At 69.1% G+C, this 15504-nt stretch carries 13 protein-coding genes; 9 read left to right on the forward strand and 4 right to left on the reverse strand.

Going from position 1 to position 15504, the window contains the following annotated elements; genetic code table 11:
* Positions 1-42: 42 nt before the first annotated feature.
* Positions 43-1182, reverse strand: a complete 1140-nt coding sequence (locus OO68_RS14435) for a PucR family transcriptional regulator (protein WP_033308753.1) — start codon at positions 1180-1182, stop codon at positions 43-45.
* A gap of 87 nt (positions 1183-1269) precedes the next feature.
* Between OO68_RS14435 and OO68_RS14440 the strand changes: the two genes are divergently transcribed.
* From OO68_RS14440 to OO68_RS14465, 6 genes are all read left to right on the forward strand, one after another.
* Positions 1270-2325: a ferredoxin reductase gene (locus OO68_RS14440; RefSeq protein WP_033308754.1), complete on the forward strand. Its 1056-nt coding sequence runs from the start codon at positions 1270-1272 to the stop codon at positions 2323-2325.
* A gap of 7 nt (positions 2326-2332) precedes the next feature.
* A complete protein-coding gene (locus OO68_RS14445; protein WP_033308755.1) occupies positions 2333-3451 on the forward strand; it encodes a fatty acid desaturase family protein in 1119 nt (372 codons plus the stop codon).
* Between the two features lie 637 nt (positions 3452-4088).
* Positions 4089-5240, forward strand: a complete 1152-nt coding sequence (locus OO68_RS14450; RefSeq protein WP_051814625.1) for a hypothetical protein — start codon at positions 4089-4091, stop codon at positions 5238-5240.
* A gap of 309 nt (positions 5241-5549) precedes the next feature.
* Positions 5550-6074, forward strand: coding sequence for a hypothetical protein (locus tag OO68_RS14455; RefSeq protein WP_033308756.1), 525 nt, complete (start codon positions 5550-5552; stop codon positions 6072-6074).
* A gap of 447 nt (positions 6075-6521) precedes the next feature.
* The gene (locus OO68_RS14460; RefSeq protein ID WP_033308757.1) at positions 6522-8276 is read left to right on the forward strand and encodes an ankyrin repeat domain-containing protein; all 1755 of its coding nucleotides are present in this window, start codon (positions 6522-6524) and stop codon (positions 8274-8276) included.
* A 1191-nt stretch (positions 8277-9467) separates the two neighbouring features.
* Positions 9468-9866 (forward strand): hypothetical protein, encoded by a 399-nt coding sequence (locus OO68_RS14465; protein WP_033308758.1) that lies wholly within the window; start codon positions 9468-9470, stop codon positions 9864-9866.
* A 149-nt stretch (positions 9867-10015) separates the two neighbouring features.
* Here the strand turns inward: OO68_RS14465 and OO68_RS14470 are convergent, their stop codons facing one another.
* The gene (locus OO68_RS14470) at positions 10016-11203 is read right to left on the reverse strand and encodes a serpin family protein (RefSeq protein ID WP_033308759.1); all 1188 of its coding nucleotides are present in this window, start codon (positions 11201-11203) and stop codon (positions 10016-10018) included.
* A 481-nt stretch (positions 11204-11684) separates the two neighbouring features.
* Between OO68_RS14470 and OO68_RS48705 the strand changes: the two genes are divergently transcribed.
* Positions 11685-11963: a hypothetical protein gene (locus OO68_RS48705; protein WP_403551637.1), complete on the forward strand. Its 279-nt coding sequence runs from the start codon at positions 11685-11687 to the stop codon at positions 11961-11963.
* Positions 11948-12451 (forward strand): hypothetical protein, encoded by a 504-nt coding sequence (locus OO68_RS14475; RefSeq protein ID WP_033308760.1) that lies wholly within the window; start codon positions 11948-11950, stop codon positions 12449-12451. The genes OO68_RS48705 and OO68_RS14475 overlap by 16 nt, the downstream gene beginning before the upstream one ends.
* Before the next feature lie 21 nt (positions 12452-12472).
* Here the strand turns inward: OO68_RS14475 and OO68_RS14480 are convergent, their stop codons facing one another.
* Positions 12473-13174, reverse strand: coding sequence for a methyltransferase domain-containing protein (locus tag OO68_RS14480; protein ID WP_033308761.1), 702 nt, complete (start codon positions 13172-13174; stop codon positions 12473-12475).
* 378 nt (positions 13175-13552) lie between these two features.
* On the reverse strand, positions 13553-14458 hold the full coding sequence (locus OO68_RS14485; RefSeq protein ID WP_245236975.1) for an SCO6745 family protein: 906 nt from the start codon (positions 14456-14458) through the stop codon (positions 13553-13555).
* 315 nt (positions 14459-14773) lie between these two features.
* Between OO68_RS14485 and OO68_RS14490 the strand changes: the two genes are divergently transcribed.
* Positions 14774-15457: a class I SAM-dependent methyltransferase gene (locus tag OO68_RS14490; protein ID WP_033308762.1), complete on the forward strand. Its 684-nt coding sequence runs from the start codon at positions 14774-14776 to the stop codon at positions 15455-15457.
* Positions 15458-15504 lie beyond the last annotated feature (47 nt).

The following is a 15504-nucleotide window of genomic DNA, read 5'->3' on the forward strand; positions in this document are numbered from 1 at the left end:
GACGACTCCGAACGTCATGCTGAAACGTTCAGCAAGGACGCGTCAGCCGGCCCGAAGACCGACCGCCAGCGTCAGTTCAAGGACCCGGTGCGGGGATGCGAGATCCGGAAACAGTTCCCGCAGCTGCGACATCCGGTAGCGGACCGTCTGGGGATGGACGAACAACGCCGCTGCCACCTCGTCCCGCCTGCCCTGGTGCAGCAGCCACGCCCGCAACGTCTCCTCCAGGCGCCGCGCGGTCGCGTCAGGCAGAGTCCGCAACGGTGCGAGGGCTCGGGCACGCAGGTCCGCGAACGCGTCCGCGTCGGCGCTCAGCACCAGTTCGGGCAGGTGGTCCTCGGTGTCGCGGATATCGGAGGAGAGGGAGCGCGCGCGTGCGGCTCGTGCGTACGAGGCGGAGGCACGCGTCCATGGCCGGGCCGGGCCGGCCACGGCGGTGCGGTCGGTCAGCTGCCGCAACAGATGTGATCGGTCGGCGTCAGGAACGAGCAGCACACCGGTGCCATCCGGCAGATCGTCGAGGACGAGGGTGCTCGGGTCGAGCGCGCGGTAGGCAGGCCGGGCCTGCGCGGCGGGCAGCAGGACCGCGGTCAGCGTGACCGGAGCCTGCCACCCGGCTCGTTGAGCAGAGGCGAGCAACACGTCCGGGCTCGCGCCGGCGAGGAGGTCGCGGGCCAGCTGTTCCAGGTGGCGCTCGTGGGCCCGGCCCTGGGCGGCCAGTTCGTCGGCGTGGCCCGCGGCGCTCGCGGCGGAGAGCTCGTCGATGTAGGCGAAGGTCAGCTCGGCGAACTTGGCGACCTCGGCGGCGGGCAGACCTGCGGGTACGGCACCCGCAGCCAGGCCTCGCCAGGCCACGCGGGCGCCGACGCGGTAGGCGCTGAGCAGGGCGTCCATCGAACGGCCGTCGCGCACCTCGCCGCGGCCCAGCTCGTAGGCTGCGTCACCGCCGTGGCCGCCCGTGGCGTTCCCGCTCGCGAGGTCCAGGTAGTGCCCCAGGGCGGTGCGGACGGCTCGCCGGATGGTGCCGCCCATGCTGCCCGAAAGGGCGTTGGCGTAGGAAGGGACCTCATCGATGATCGCCTGGACGACCTCGTCGGCGGTGGTCTTCAGCGCGGCCCGCAATGCGGTGACCGTCGTCTCATCCAAGGCCAGTTCGCTGGCCCTCCGGATTGCATGGCTCACGCTTTTGTTCCCTGCGAACAATTCGGTCGATCAGATTTACGTCCTGCGGTCAGGACTTTACACCCTGAGGCACAGCAAGCTGGAGTCATGACGAGTACACCCCTCCGCAGCAGGGCGTGGAAACTGCTCGAGATGGTCACGACGCCGCTGCTGCCGTCGGACTACCTCGACCTGGTCAGCCCGCTGCGTGCCGGCGCTGACCTGCGTGGGCGCATCGAGGCCGTGCACCCCGAGACGGGTGACGCCGCGACCATCGTGATCAGGCCGGGGCGGGGCTGGCGCGGCCACACAGCCGGTCAGTACGTGCGGATCGGGGTCGATGTCGACGGGGTGCGCCTGTGGCGTGCCTACTCGCTCACCTCGCCGACGAACCGCCAGGACGGCCGCATCACGATCACCGTGAAGGCGATCCCGGACGGCAAGGTCAGCAGCCACCTGGTCCGCAGGGTGAAACCGGGCACGCTGATCCAGCTCGACCAGGCGACCGGTGACTTCGTGCTGCCGGAGGCCAAGCCCGCCAAGGTGCTCTACCTGACGGCCGGCAGCGGCATCACGCCTGTGATGGGCATGCTGCGCGACACCGAGTTCGACGACGTCGTCATGGTCCACTCCGCGCCACAGCCGCACGACGTGATCTTCCGCGACGAGCTGCACGGCCTGGTCGCGGACAAGAAGCTGAGTCTCACCGAGCTGCACACCGACACGGACGGCATGCTCGACATCGCCCGTCTCGACGAACTCGTGCCCGATTGGGCCGAGCGCGAGACCTGGGCCTGCGGGCCGGCGGGCCTGCTCGACGCCGCCGAAAAGCACTGGAGCGAGCACGGCGTCCCGGAGCGCCTGCACGTAGAACGCTTCCGCCCCAGCATCGTCGCCGCCGGCGACGGTGGCGAGGTCACGTTCAGCACCACCGGCAAGACCGTCGACGCGGACGGCACCACGCCGTTGCTGGACGTCGGCGAGGAGGCCGGCGTGCTCATGCCGTCCGGGTGCCGCATGGGCATCTGCTTCGGCTGCGTCACACCGCTCAAGGCGGGCGCCGTCCGCGACCTGCGCACCGGCGAGATCACCGAGGCCGAGCCGGGCGTCCTCATCCAGACCTGCGTGTCCGCCGCGGCGGGCCCTTGCGACATCGAACGGTAGGAGCACCTTGACCGCCATCGACCCCACTGCCCACCTGACCGCGGAGCAGATCGAGGAGCTCGGCCGCGAGCTGGACGCGATCCGCGACGAGGTGATCGCGAGTCGCGGTGAGAAGGACGCCGCCTACATCCGCAAGGTCATCTCGGCGCAGCGCAAGCTCGAACTGGTCAGCAGGGGCGTGCTGTTGTTCTCGATCTTCCCGCCCGCGTGGCTGATCGGGACCGCCGGGCTGTCCGTGGCGAAGATCATGGACAACATGGAGATCGGCCACAACATCCTGCACGGCCAGTGGGACTGGATGCGGGACCCGAAGATCCACTCCACCACCTGGGAATGGGATCACGTCTCGCCGGCCGACCAGTGGAAGCATTCGCACAACGAGCTGCACCACACGTACACCAACGTGATCGGCAAGGACAACGACCTCGGCTACGGCATCATGCGCGTCGACGAGGACCAGAAGTGGCACCCGATCCACCTCGGCCAGCCGCTGTGGAACTTCATCAACGCCTGCTTCTTCGAGTACGGCATCGCAGCGTACGACCTGGAGCTCGGCAAGAACCTGCACAAGCGCCGCCGCAACAACCCGGAGTTCCGCGCGCGGGCCAGGGCCGTGGGCCGCAAGATCCGCAAGCAGGTGCTCAAGGACTACGTGATCCACCCGCTGTTGTCGGGTCCGTCGTTCCTCCCCACGCTCGCCGCCACGTTCACAGCGAACCTCGTCCGCAACATCTGGTCCCACTCGGTGATCATGTGCGGGCACTTCCCCGAGGGCGTGCAGGTCTTCGAGCGCCGGTCGATCAAGGGCGAGACGCGCGGCCAGTGGTACCTGCGCCAGATGATGGGCTCGGCGAACATCAGCGGCAGCAAGGCCATGCACTTCATGACCGGCAACCTGTCGCACCAGATCGAGCACCACCTGTTCCCTGACCTGCCGAGCAACCGGTACGCCGAGGTCGCCGTGAAGGTGCGCGCCCTGTTCGAAAAGTACGAGCTGGAGTACGTCACCGGGCCGCTGCCCAAGCAGGTGTTCTCCGCGTGGCGCAAGGTCTTCAGGCTCTCGCTGCCGAACAAGGAGCCCAAGGTGAAAACGCCGGCCCGCGAGCAGGAGCTCGTCGCGGCCTGATTCCCGGTACTGGTTCAGACCCTTCGGCCGCACCGGCGGCACGGGCCGGGTTCGGTGAGATCCGTTGCGGACGGTGAGCGACCGCGACATCAGAAGTCCGCGCGGACGGCCCTCCGCGCGGACCACGTCGGCCGGCGGGATCATGCACGCCCATGGGCGGCTCTGACACGCGGAGCGAAGCCCTCGGCGGGTGGGCGGTGGTGTGATCACCGGCAAGTGATCGACGCGACTGCGGTCAAGTACCGCTCCGGCACGCCGTGAATGGACCTGCCCGAGCACTTCGGCTCATGGAAGGGCGCCCACAACCTCGGCTGCATCGTCGTCGTACACGACCTCAACCACAACCACACCTGAGGTGCCCGCCGGGAGCCCGGGGTCGTCGATCGCCATCGGAACCGGAGTGCCCACACGAAGGTCGCCGGTCGAACGAGGAGTCGCTGCACTGGTCAGTCGCGCCGCATGGCGGTCAGGCCACGGACTGGCGTCCCGAGCGTCGCCCTGCCCGGGGTGCACCGCGCTCCGGAAATCTGATACTTCTGAGGTCATTGTCATGCATCCGTCGACCAGACGGATGGAAACCCGCGCGTCGGCGAGCGGCGGCTGAGGTCCGCGCGGGCGGGCGGATGGGAAACGGACGATGTCGTATCGGCGTGTGCTCGGACCTGCGGTTTTCGGTGCACTGTTACTGGCGGGGCTGCTGTGGTGGGCGGGGACCAGCGCCCACGCACTCAGCCTGCCCGGCGCCACACGGTTCTTCGGCCCCGACCAGGCGAACCGCCTGGTCGCCTGGACCATGCCCTGGTCGACCGACGCCCCGTCATCAGCCCAGTTCACGGACCCCACGGGCGCACCCGGCCACGGGGCGGACTACGCGGCTCTGAGAGAGACCGCCATGCGGGTGCGCTACGCCGCGCTCGTCCTGCTCTTCACGTGCGGCGCGCTGCCACTGCTGCGTCGGCTGTCGAACCGCGGCGCCGGGCGCAAAGTCGTCGCCGTGGCGGCCCTGTGGGGCTGGGGAATCGTTGCGGCCATGCTCGCCGTCACTGTGTCCGCGCCCTGGATGGTCGCTTCCGGCGGCTCGGCCGCGTTCCGGCTGCTGCCCAACCTCGCGAGTGCCATGTCCCAGGGCCGTGAACTGCCGGTGGGTGCTGCCCTGGTCGCCGCCGTGGGCACCGTCGGCCTCATGACCCTGCTGCAGCCCGAGGTGACACCCCGGCCTGGCCGGTCTGTGCCGGCCGCGGCCACCGCGCGGCTGGCCGCGACCGTGGGCACCGCAGTGGTCGCCATCGCCCTCGCCGTCCTGTCCAACGACCGGGTGGCCGGGCGGATCCAAACCGGGTTCACGGGCAGCGGGCGGCTGTCTGAGCCGGGTGATCTGCTGCGGCTGTGGATCCAGCTCAGCGCCTGGACCCTGCCCACCGCCTCCGCTCCCGGGCGCTGGCTGCTGTACCGGCTCGGCGACGTGGCGCTGCTCGCCCTGGTCTGGTGGGGGCTACGGCTGCTGCCCGTACTGCTCGACCGCGTCACCTACCCCGCCTACTCGCTCGGCGCCGTCGCCGCCACCACCTTGGGCGTGGTGGTGAACGGACTCTGGCACTCGCTGCTCTCTTTTCAGGGCAGCACCGGTGGCCCCCTGCTCTACTACGTCTCCATAGGTCAAGGCGTGTCGGCGGCTCTCGTCTTCGGCATCCTGGCCGGCTGCGCCAGCACGATGACCGTCCGGATCCGCAGCCGCGCACAGCAGCCTGCCCCGCCCACACCGCAAACCCAAGCGGCCGGACCGGTCTGACCGGTCCGGCCAGCCTGGCCGAACAACAGGTACCGACGAGCCTCAGGCCGACTCCATCCGGCAGACGGCGTTACACGCACGACAGCGAGAGGTGCAGTCGGCGGGAGGTTGGCCATGTAAACCGCCCACCGTCGCCGGCAAACCCGGGTGTTGCCCGCTCCGAGCATCGAGTGGTGTCAACTCCCGCCTACGGACCACGTTGGGGGAAGCCTCTCCGTTCTCGTCCGCACGGCCTCGATGATCGGGGGAAGGCGGGGTATCCGGGAGACGACGACGCTGTCCCGACTCCCTTACAAGGAGGTCTGCGCTGTGCTCTCGCTCAAGCGCTTACTCGACCGCAGTCTGACCGCGCAGGCGACCCTGGTGTTCCTGCTGGGACTGGGCATCACGGCACTGTTCCGCAAGGACGAGCACCCCGCGCTCTGGGTGTTCCACAGCGCTCTCTACACCGGGGTCGCCGTCGCGGTTCTGGCCGTCCAGCGCCGCCGGGCCGCCCGAGCCGTGGGCACCGACGCGGGCGGACTGGCCGATCTGAACCGGAAGATCCGACACCATGAGGTGCCGCAGGACCCCCAGCAGCAGGCGGCCATGCGACGGCTGGTCGCCGAGCAGCTTGGCCAGATGGAGCGGGCGGGCAAGTGGCTGCCGTACTGGCTCGGCGTTATGGGCCTCGTCGTGGTCGGCATCTTCGTCCTGGGGGCCGTCAGTGGGTCCCTCGTCTTCCCCCTTCTCTTCGCGGTCGGCATGGTCATGCTGTGCTCATGGGTCCTGTGGATGCGCCGTCGCTCCATGGACCGCCTCCGCCGGATGCACGGGGCCCTGCGACAGCAGTGAACGGCCTTGCAGGCCGGTGACAGTGGGCAAGTCCCCGAACTCAGCGGCTTTCTGGTCGGCTGTCGTGGCTGGGTCGTACTGTGCCCCGATGCGCTACTTGGTGGAGCCTTTCATCATCGGAGCCTTGAGGCGGGGCCGTTCGGTTGAGCAGTTCCTCGGGCCGGTCGGTTCGCCCGAGCGCCCGGGTGTGAGGTATGCCGAGGTCCGGGCGGCGAGGGCCGTGCACGTTCTGACCGGGCAAGCCTAAACACAGTCGCGTTCGGCGCCGTAGGTTCCGGTGCCTTCCATTCCGACCGCGATGACGTCGCCCCGGGCCCGGAAACAGGCCAGCAGCTGTTCGTATCCGGCCGACGTAGTCCCGAATGACTGCGTCTCCGGGTTGCGGCCAGACCCCCGAGCGATGCCGCGTACATCCTCACTGTCAGACCCCTCTGCCACGATCGGTGTATGGGATTCTTCGACGATCTGGTGTTACCGGAGGAACCGGCCGCCGAGCGGACGGTATTGGTCCGGCTGGGCCCGCCGGGAGAGGACGCAGGGCGGTACGCGCCGCCGGTTGACTGGTTCGCTCCTGCGCTGTTGCCGCAGCTTGAGGTGCTCGGCGCCGGTCCGGACACGAAGGTGCTGCTTACGGGATGGTCGGTGTGGCCGCAGGCTGCCACCCTGCATCTGGCGGTCTTCCGTAGGACCCGCCACCACAGCGCGGCTGCCGGACGGCAGTCCGGGTTGCGGGTGGGCCTGCTGTTCTCCGACGGCCGCCGGGTGACCTCGCTGGACGGCACGACAGACCGGAGGGTGGAGTTCACCGGTGCGCAGGGACAGGTGACCGTGGCTTCCACACCGCAAGCGGTCGGGCTGATCCCGCTGGATGCCGGATTACACCATTCGCGACGGTCCCTCTTCAAGACCGACGTCGACCTGTATCTGGCAGAGATCCCACCTGCCGGAGAGGCTCAGCTGGTGGTGGAGTGGCCGGACGAGGGTATTGCCGAAACCCGCACCTCGGTCGACGTGGCGGCCCTCCATGCCGCGTCGAGGCGGGTGCTCGAGGTCTGGCCGACGCTCGAGCCGCCGGATCCGTCAGAGCAGCCGGGCGCCTTCGGGTACATGGAGGTGAGCGGACCGCCTGCTTTCCTGGCCCCGCCCTTGACTCGGCACCAGCGCGAGATGCTGCGCCGCCAGGAGGAAGCCAGCAGGCGCTATGTGCCGCGGGCCGACTGGCAGCAACTGGGTTACCAGGACTGGGAGGACGCGGCCCTGATCCGTGCACGGCTGGACGCAGGGGCACCGCCCGACGCCCGCGTCGGATGGCGTGGCACCACTCCACTGCATCTGACGGCGGAACAGGGGGCAGCGGAAGCGGTCGACGCGCTCTTGTCGCATGACGCGGAAGTCGACGCACGCGACGACGACGGACACACACCGCTGTGGTACGCCGCCTGCAGCGTAGACGAGGGCAGTGTCAGAGCGCTGATCGACGCCGGGGCCGATGCGTGGACGCCGCAGAGCGGACCGTGGTCCCCGGGCCGGCTGCTGCTGACCACGTCGCTCGCTCCACTCGTCGCGGATCTGCCTGGGGCGGTGGAGCTGCCCGCCGAGGAAGCCGAGGCGTTCACAGCGGCGGACGCGCTCATCGCGGCCTTCGGCGACCAGGAACTGTGGACCGAAGGGCTCGGCATTTGCTTCGTGCAGGGACTGAGCGAGGACGAGGTGATCCGGCGGCTCGGCGCAGACCCCGCGCGGTGCCCGAAGGCAGACTCCGAGCATGCGCCCTTCGATCCGATGGACTACGACGAGTCCCTCCGCTACGTGGGCGTAACGAGCGTGCCCGGGGCCCCCGGCGGCTGCGCGATCACGCAGGACGGCTACATGCCGAGCGACGACGCCGTACTGCGGGCCATATCGGCGGGCACCGCCGCCTACGGAATCTACTTCAACCCCAAGGGCGGGACGTTCGGCACCATGGCCCGCGACGGCGAAGTCGTCGAGCATGAGGAAATAGGCCTCTATCCGGACAGGCCCGACCCGGCCACGCACTGGCACTTCCGCTTCTGGCAGCGCCGGTCCACCTTCCCGCACGACGCCGACACACTCGCCTACGCCTGTGCCGCGGCCGGACTGAGGATCCACGACGGCCGGGAGGTCGCGGATCGTGGCGCCCCGCGCCGCTGGGTGCCGCTGCCTTCTCAACTCCAGCGCTGAAGCCTCGAGCCATTGGCCAGGGAGGCGCTCATGTCCAGGGAAGCAGGAGCGCCCTCTGGCCCCTGCGCGGCCTGCTTCACCCACCCGCGAACCGCCGAGCCAGCACCTTTCCAGCAAGTCCGTCGGATGGGGCACTGTTCAAGAGTCAGTCACCCCCGCCCTTCACTCGCCCTCTTCTTCGCAGACGGGGCGGCAACAGCGGAAAGAGCGCTGCACCGGCAGATGACGGTGTTCGCGGGCGTTACCAGGCCCCGCACTGCGGCGCCGGTGGCCAGTGAGGTCAGCAGGGCGTGAGCGGGGCCGGCCTCGCCGGTGGTGCCTATGCCGGGGGTGCAGGGTGATCCGGCCGGACAGCGAGGTGTGGTGAGCGTCCAGGGCTGTGTGCATGTGCATCACGTCATCATCTGGATCGAGGACCGCAGTAACCGGTGGCGAGGCGGACGGCACGGCAGCGGTGGTGGTAGCGAGCCGACTGAAGACCCAGCGCAGCAGCTGCATTGACGACGCCGGTCTCCTCTCCCCGGCCGGCGTCGTACTTCTTGTCCCTGAGCATGGCATTGGCCTGACGTGTACGCACCACTGCTGTCGGTACCCGAGCCGACCGTCGCTTTCGACCATCTGGCTAGTACGAACGGCCCCTCCGGCAACAGAAGCTGGGCATACGGTCTCTACCGCCTCGAACGCGCACAGCGGCTTCGCGTGTGCCCCAGCGAGGTGAAGGTCCGCTCACTCCACTACGAGTCGCGGACATGGGGCGTGGGTCGCTCAACTCCGGGCTTGTCCTTCGGCTTCGCGGCTCGGGCCTGGTCCACTGACGCGCCATAGCAGCAGGCGAGTGGGGAATCAGCCGACCATCCACTCCGCTTGATGGGATGACTCTCCAAGCGCTGGAGCGACGGTATGGCGGCCGATGTCGGAAAGCGTTGCTGGTGGCCGCTGCCAGGGCGTCCAGCAGCGCAAGGCCGAGTCACGCCGCCTTTGCGGCCGGCCTGGCTCCTGAGCACCGGGTACAGGCCCGTCTCACCGATGAACGACACCGACATGAGGGTGTCGTCGCAAGAGCGCGGAAGCGGTGAGGCCGTGCGCGGCCCCCTGACAACTGTCAGGGACCTGGTCATCCCACGCCTGCCGGGCATGACGGACCAGTTGGACACACCTGGTGCCCGGATACCCAAGAGGACGTAGATCCCCATGACACTTCGACCCCGTCGCACGGGTGCTCTCATCACCGCGCTGGCCACCGCCGCCGCTGTGCTGGGCCTGGCGACGCCCGCGGACGCCGCCATCCACCGGTGCAGCATCTCCGGGGACATGACAAGTTGCACGACGGTGACCGGCATCGACCCGGGCTCCTGGCTGCAGATGCGCACCGGTCCGGGATACGGGTACGCAAACGTCCCCCACGGGACGCTTCTCAACGGTGACGAGGTCGGCCTCACCTGCTGGACGACCGGTGACGGAGCAGCGGACAACCCCAACTACCGCTACAGGATGCTCATCGACCTGGGGGTGCGGTCGGGTTACGTCAACGACTGGTACCTCAACACCGGCAACCCGAGTGTGTGGCAGCAGCAGATCCGGCGCTGCTGACTGGCGGAGGCCCGTAGGAGAGATGCAGAGGCACGCCCCGACGACCAGGTGACAATGCCGGTGCCGGGGGCCGGAGCGTCGGTGACGGACCGGAGCGGCCACCTGCTTCGGTCCGTCACCGCAAGTGAACCCGGAGTTCACAGCGGTTCTCAGTCATCCTCCGGGAACGGCAGCGGATCCGTGACCCAGCCCGCCGTCAGCACGAGCCGCGTGTGACGATGCAGGGCGAGGAAGGCGAATGGCCGGTCGAAGGCGGCCCTGATACGGGTCGTCACGTACCGGACGTCGGGTACGCCCCCGGCTACTGCACTGAACGCAGTCACCGCGGCGGCCTCAAAACCCCGCGCGCCGAACTTCGCCATGATGTTCTGCTTGGCCGACCCTATGGCGAGCGGGAAGTCGCTGACGCCGGGGAAGTGTCCGCGCGAGGTGTCCTGTGCCGTCGTAAGCCCGAACAACCGGTGGAGCGCCAACAGATCGTGGCTTGCGCTCATGTGGTACGCCACGGTCGTCACGTCGAGCGACGGTGGCACGGGCCGCGTGCGGCGCACCTTCTCCACCAGCAGGCCAGGGCCCACGTTCCCAAAGGGCAGCCGCGGTCCCGGCACGACCGCGCACCGGCCGGCGAGGATGTCGACCCCGGCTTCCAGCACCTGCACCGGCTTCATGTCCTCCTCACCGAGCAGCAGGTGCACGTCCAGGGCGTTGTTCCCCAGTACCTTCAGCTCGGTTACGTATCCGCCGGGTGTGTCCGCCACCCCGACCCGGTCCAGCACGGCGCTGGAGCGCCGCAGGCCCAGCCGCGGCTTGGCGGCCCATGGCTCGTACGCCGTCTCCAAATCCACCTCTTGGAAAGGGCTCAGCCACTGCGTGCGCATGGTCAGCGCGCTCGCCAGCACCATTTCCGTGTCCTCGGCCAGCGTGACCGGCATGCGGTCGATCAGCCCGCCCGTCCGCTTCACCGCCCAGGCGTCCAGCGCTTGGTGGTCGGCCACGGGGTCCCCCGTGAGTACCCCCTGGGCGTCGGCAGGCAGGCCCGCTTCCCATTCCTCCCTCAGCTCCAGCGTCCGCTTCGTCCACAGCCCCAGAGCTGTGTCCAGTCCCCGCATGGCGTTCATCGCCGCGAGCAACTCGCTCGCAGCGTCCCTCGCTTGCCCGGCGGGGAGGCCGAGAGCCTCCGCCAGTTCGACCCGCGCCGCGCCCTCGGCCGCGTCGGCCAAGTGGGCCAGCAGCGGCCACACCCCCGCGGCCGAGAAGGCCGTGCCGTCCTCCGAGACACCCGCCCACCGCGCGGTCAAGCCGTTCACCGCGTGCACCGTTGTCGTCGCGACTCCCATTCCACCCCCACCGTCGGCGCGCCTAGGGTGCGCCCAGTCCTACGTCGGTTCATGTGTCGCGGCCATCCGGCCCAGAAGGACGGTACCCGTGCCCCTGCCTCGCCTCCCGACTGAGGGCGCGCACCTGCCCACTTGCCAGAGCCGCCCTGTGCACCAGGTCACATGGGCTGGAGCTTCAGGGGCACCCATAACTAGCTCGCTCCTGGTGCGCTATGAGCTAACGCGCGTTGGCACGCCGTACCACTCCTCCGGCGGTGGTGAGCCGGGGCGTACCACCAGGGACGGTGGTCAGCAGGGCCTCGGGGCGGAACCTCCCGCGCGCCGGGACCCATCGCCACCGCTGGTCAGCCCTCTTGTGCCAGTGCTCCCGGGCTACTCGGCAGGGCACTGGACAGGTCGCCAGAGCGGCATCCGCGCCATCACCCCCGGAGCTGTCCGGTCTGTCGCGCGTATCCGTAGGCTCCCTTGGTGAAGGGACGTGATGAGACCTGTGGACATGAGTCGCGCAGAGGCGTCCGCACTCGTGCAGCGGATCATTGACGTCGACTACGTCTCAGACGACGAGGTAGACGACTGGCTGGACCGGCTGGACAGAGCTCTGGGATGCCCGTCCGGTCATGTCAGCGGCTTGATCGTCTGGCCGCCGGAGAGCCCCCACCCATCGGTAACGACACAACGCTCGATGACGATCACTTCTGCAAGGCGTCGACGGAGACGACAAGAGTGCGAAGAGGAGGCCGCGCGGTGGGAAGCCTGCTGAAGGGCGTTTCCCGGATCAGATGGGGAGAGCTGCGTGACGCAGCAGAAGCTCCGGCTGTGGGCATCCCTTCTCTGTTATCCCGCATCGCGCATGCAGATGAGGCCACCGCCCGTCTCGCCATCGATGAACTCGGCGACCGTGTTTGTGCGTTGGGATTCGTAATCGGCGAGGTGACGGCCACGACTGTCCCGTTCCTCCTGGAACTTGTCGGGGCCCCGCACGTACCGTGCAAAGCCGAGTTGATGGACCTGCTGGCGAGCATCTACCGGACCGAGCAATGGCACTCCGCCGCCGCGGCGGCGAGGGACCAAAAGAACTACACGAGCTACCAAGAGCAACCAGGCTGGGAGGAGGCCGCCAGGGCCGCCGTGTACACAGGTCGGCCCGTTCTCGAAGAGCTTGCCTCGTCTGTGAGGCCGGAAGAAGCAGCCCCAGCCCGGAATTTGCTGCGGGTCATGGATGAGGCGCCGCCCTTCCCGGAACTCTGAGCAAGCACTGCGGGGCGACCGTTAGGACGGGCGGTACGCGCTCACCAGCAGTGTGTCGGCGGTGCGCTGCCCGCCGGTAGCGGCAGGCAGTACGTCGACGGTGACGTTGATGAATCCGGCCGCGTCCAGCAGCTCGGTCCATACATGCTCCTGGAGGACCCAGCGGCGCATCGTGGTCGCTTCCCCCTCCGGCGTCCTTGCCGGGATGTCGGCACCGACAGCTTCGGGCTGAGCGGGCGTCCCGTTCAGGTACTGGGCGAGAGTGGAGTACACAAGTCGACCGCCTGGCTTGAGCGCTGCGGCCGCGGCCGGCAGCACCTCGTGTGGTTCGGTGAAGTCCAAGGCGCCGAAGACGCTGTACAGCACGTCGTACGCGCGGGTCATCGCGTGCAGGTGGGGCACCACGTCGGACTGCACGATCTGCAGACCTGGCGCGAGGTGGGCGTAGAGGTCGGTTGCCATGGCGTGTTGTGCGGGCGAGGCGTCGATGGCGACGACCCGGGCCGGCTGGTGATGAACCGCCAGATGTGCTGCGTGCTGGGCTGCGCCGGCGCCGAGGTCGCCCACACAGCGGCCAGTCAGTTCCCCGAGGATCTCGGAGCCGGGCCCGGCGTCCTGGCTCCACCTCCAGTAGAAAGCGCCGGGGACCGCGCGGTCGCGAGTGGCGCGGGCCCGGCCGTAGTGATGCCAAAGGTCTGGGGTTCTGGTGGTCACCCGGCTCATCCTGGCGGCCGCCCCCGGGTCGTGGACCGACTCCCCGAAATCTCACCCTGGCGTGCCCTGGCTCGGCCGTACGGCCAGGTGTGCTCGGCGCCGAACGCGTCGATGCGCGCACTCCGTGCACGGCCCACGTCGTGCAGCATCACCATCTCGAAGCCGGACTCCACGTACTCGTGAAGGAAGCTCAGACTGTGCGTCGGCCGGGATCGGATGAGACGTTCACCGCGCCCGCCATCTATTCGGGCGTTACGTGCTCGCTGAGGATGTCAAACAGTTCAGTGGAGTCCGGTTCCCGTATGAGTGGCCCAAGCCGACGGCAAAGTGGAAGCGGAATGGCCGACGCGACGATGCTGGGTCGCGTGTCCCCCGGATCCTGACCGGTCAGGTGCACCCGCCAACCGGAGATCGACCCGTGGAGTTCCACGTGCCCTCCGTGAGTCCGACCGGGTTACCGGTTGGGATGATTCCGGAGTCCAGGATGCGTCGTGCGAGCGGTTCGAGCAGGTGGGCGAGGCGGGTGGTGGCGTCGACGCCCAGAGCCTGCCACGGCGCGAGGGCCGCCGCGTCCGTGTCCGCCTCCATCTGCTCGTGAGCAGCCGCCCCGGCCTCGGTGAGGCGCCCCTCCTCGTCGATCCAGCCGCGCTCGCGCAACTTCGCCTGCGCCGCACTCCATTCCACGACGTCCCACTGACGGACGCGGCGCTGGAACTCGGCGTCGGTTTCCCCTGTCGCGCTCTTGAGCACCAGCGCCTCGACCGGTCCCAGACGACGGCCCACCAGCACGGCTACATGGCCGTCGCCACGGTGTTCGCGCAGCGTGGTCACAGCCTGCCAGAGCCTGACGTGCGGCTGGGCCGGGCGGGGCAGGGCCTGGTTGGCTGCGCCGAGCACCCGTCCCGCTGTGTCCGCGGCGCCGGCGGCCTCCCAGGCGAGGTCGGCGGCCTCGGCCAGTTCGGCGGAGGCGACGACGTCCGGACCGAAAAGGCTCTTCATCGCGGCGTCCACGGCCTGCTCGCGTGCCTCGATCACCTGCTGCGGAGATGCGAGAGCCCAGGCGTCCGGCAGTGCGCTCGCCGCCCGGTCGGGGTGGAAGACGTAGAAGCAGCTGGTGACGACGGAGGCGGGAACCGTGCCGAGAGGCGCCGCACGCAGGGCGAAATAGCCCATCCAGTAGCCGTGCAATCCGAGACCCTCCGCGGCCTCGCGCACCTCGGGGGTGAAGTAGACCAGCTGGTGGACCGGTTCGAACCTTTCCCACATCGCCCGTGCGACGCTTTCGCTCATCATCTTCAGGCCCTCCCGGCTCGTCCTGCTCGGCTGCAGCGAACGCCGAGAGGCAGCATCCATCATGACGGCGGTCATAACAACCCTCGGTCTGTAGGTCGCCGCAGCGCCTTCAGGGCGGCCGGCCACGATCCCCGGGCCGGGAGTGCAGGTCGAACGGCCTTTCATCGCCATGGGCAACGGGGTGGGCTCTGCCTGCCCAACTACGTAAGGTCACCCGAGACCGCGTCATCTGCACCTGCAGCTCAGTCGCAACGCCGTTTGCCGGATCGGCAACGGGAGTGGCAGAACCGCGACTCGGTCGGCGACCGTGGGCCCATGACCGATGACACCGCAGCAGCAGGATCGCCCGCGCCTGACAGCCCATCGCCTACCGACGGATACGTCGGCGACCCGGCGGTGCGGGCGGAATGGGACAACCGTTACGCCGACCGACACCAGTTGTGGAGCGGCCGGCCCAACGGCGCCCTCATGGCCGAGGTCGCCGCGCTCACACCCGGGCGCGTGCTCGACGTCGGCTGCGGGGAAGGGGCAGACGCCATCTGGCTCGCGCGGGGTGGGTGGGACGTGACCGCGCTCGATGTCTCGGGCGTGGCGCTGGAGCGGGCAGCCGGGCACGCGCGGGATGCCGGAGTCGACGTTCAGTGGGTACATGCTGCGCTCACCGACGCGGTGCTCCCACCGGCCTCCTTCGACCTGGTGTCCGCGCAATACCCGGCCTTGCTGCGCACCCCCGACGCCGCAGCCGAGCGCGCGCTCCTCGCAGCCGTGGCGCCCGGCGGCGTGCTGCTGCTCGTGCATCACGCGGGGATGGACACCCAACACGCGCACGAGAGCGGCTTCGACCCGGCCGACTACGTCTGGCCCTCGATGGTCGCCGATCTCCTGGACGGCGACTGGGAGGTGGAGGCGAACGAGCAACGGCCGCGCGTGGCGCCCGAGGGTGGTGCCGGCACGCACCACACCGACGACCTGGTGCTGCGGGTGCGCCGGCTGCGCTGAGACCTCGCGGTCGGAGCATCGCGGGCGATCCCGTAGCGCCCGTAGGA

The organism is Streptomyces iakyrus, from assembly GCF_000717055.1.
Lineage (GTDB): Bacteria > Actinomycetota > Actinomycetes > Streptomycetales > Streptomycetaceae > Streptomyces > Streptomyces iakyrus.

Excerpts from the sequence above, each read along its gene's own strand:
- OO68_RS14440 (WP_033308754.1), top strand. The coding sequence starts at position 1,270 with ATGACGAGTACACCCCTCCGCAGCAGGGCGTGGAAACTGCTCGAGATG.
- OO68_RS14450 (WP_051814625.1), top strand. The coding sequence starts at position 4,089 with ATGTCGTATCGGCGTGTGCTCGGACCTGCGGTTTTCGGTGCACTGTTA.
- OO68_RS14460 (WP_033308757.1), top strand. The coding sequence starts at position 6,522 with ATGGGATTCTTCGACGATCTGGTGTTACCGGAGGAACCGGCCGCCGAG.
- OO68_RS14465 (WP_033308758.1), top strand. The coding sequence starts at position 9,468 with ATGACACTTCGACCCCGTCGCACGGGTGCTCTCATCACCGCGCTGGCC.
- OO68_RS14470 (WP_033308759.1), bottom strand. The coding sequence starts at position 11,203 with ATGGGAGTCGCGACGACAACGGTGCACGCGGTGAACGGCTTGACCGCG.
- OO68_RS48705 (WP_403551637.1), top strand. The coding sequence starts at position 11,685 with ATGAGACCTGTGGACATGAGTCGCGCAGAGGCGTCCGCACTCGTGCAG.
- OO68_RS14480 (WP_033308761.1), bottom strand. The coding sequence starts at position 13,174 with ATGAGCCGGGTGACCACCAGAACCCCAGACCTTTGGCATCACTACGGC.
- OO68_RS14485 (WP_245236975.1), bottom strand. The coding sequence starts at position 14,458 with ATGATGAGCGAAAGCGTCGCACGGGCGATGTGGGAAAGGTTCGAACCG.
- OO68_RS14490 (WP_033308762.1), top strand. The coding sequence starts at position 14,774 with ATGACCGATGACACCGCAGCAGCAGGATCGCCCGCGCCTGACAGCCCA.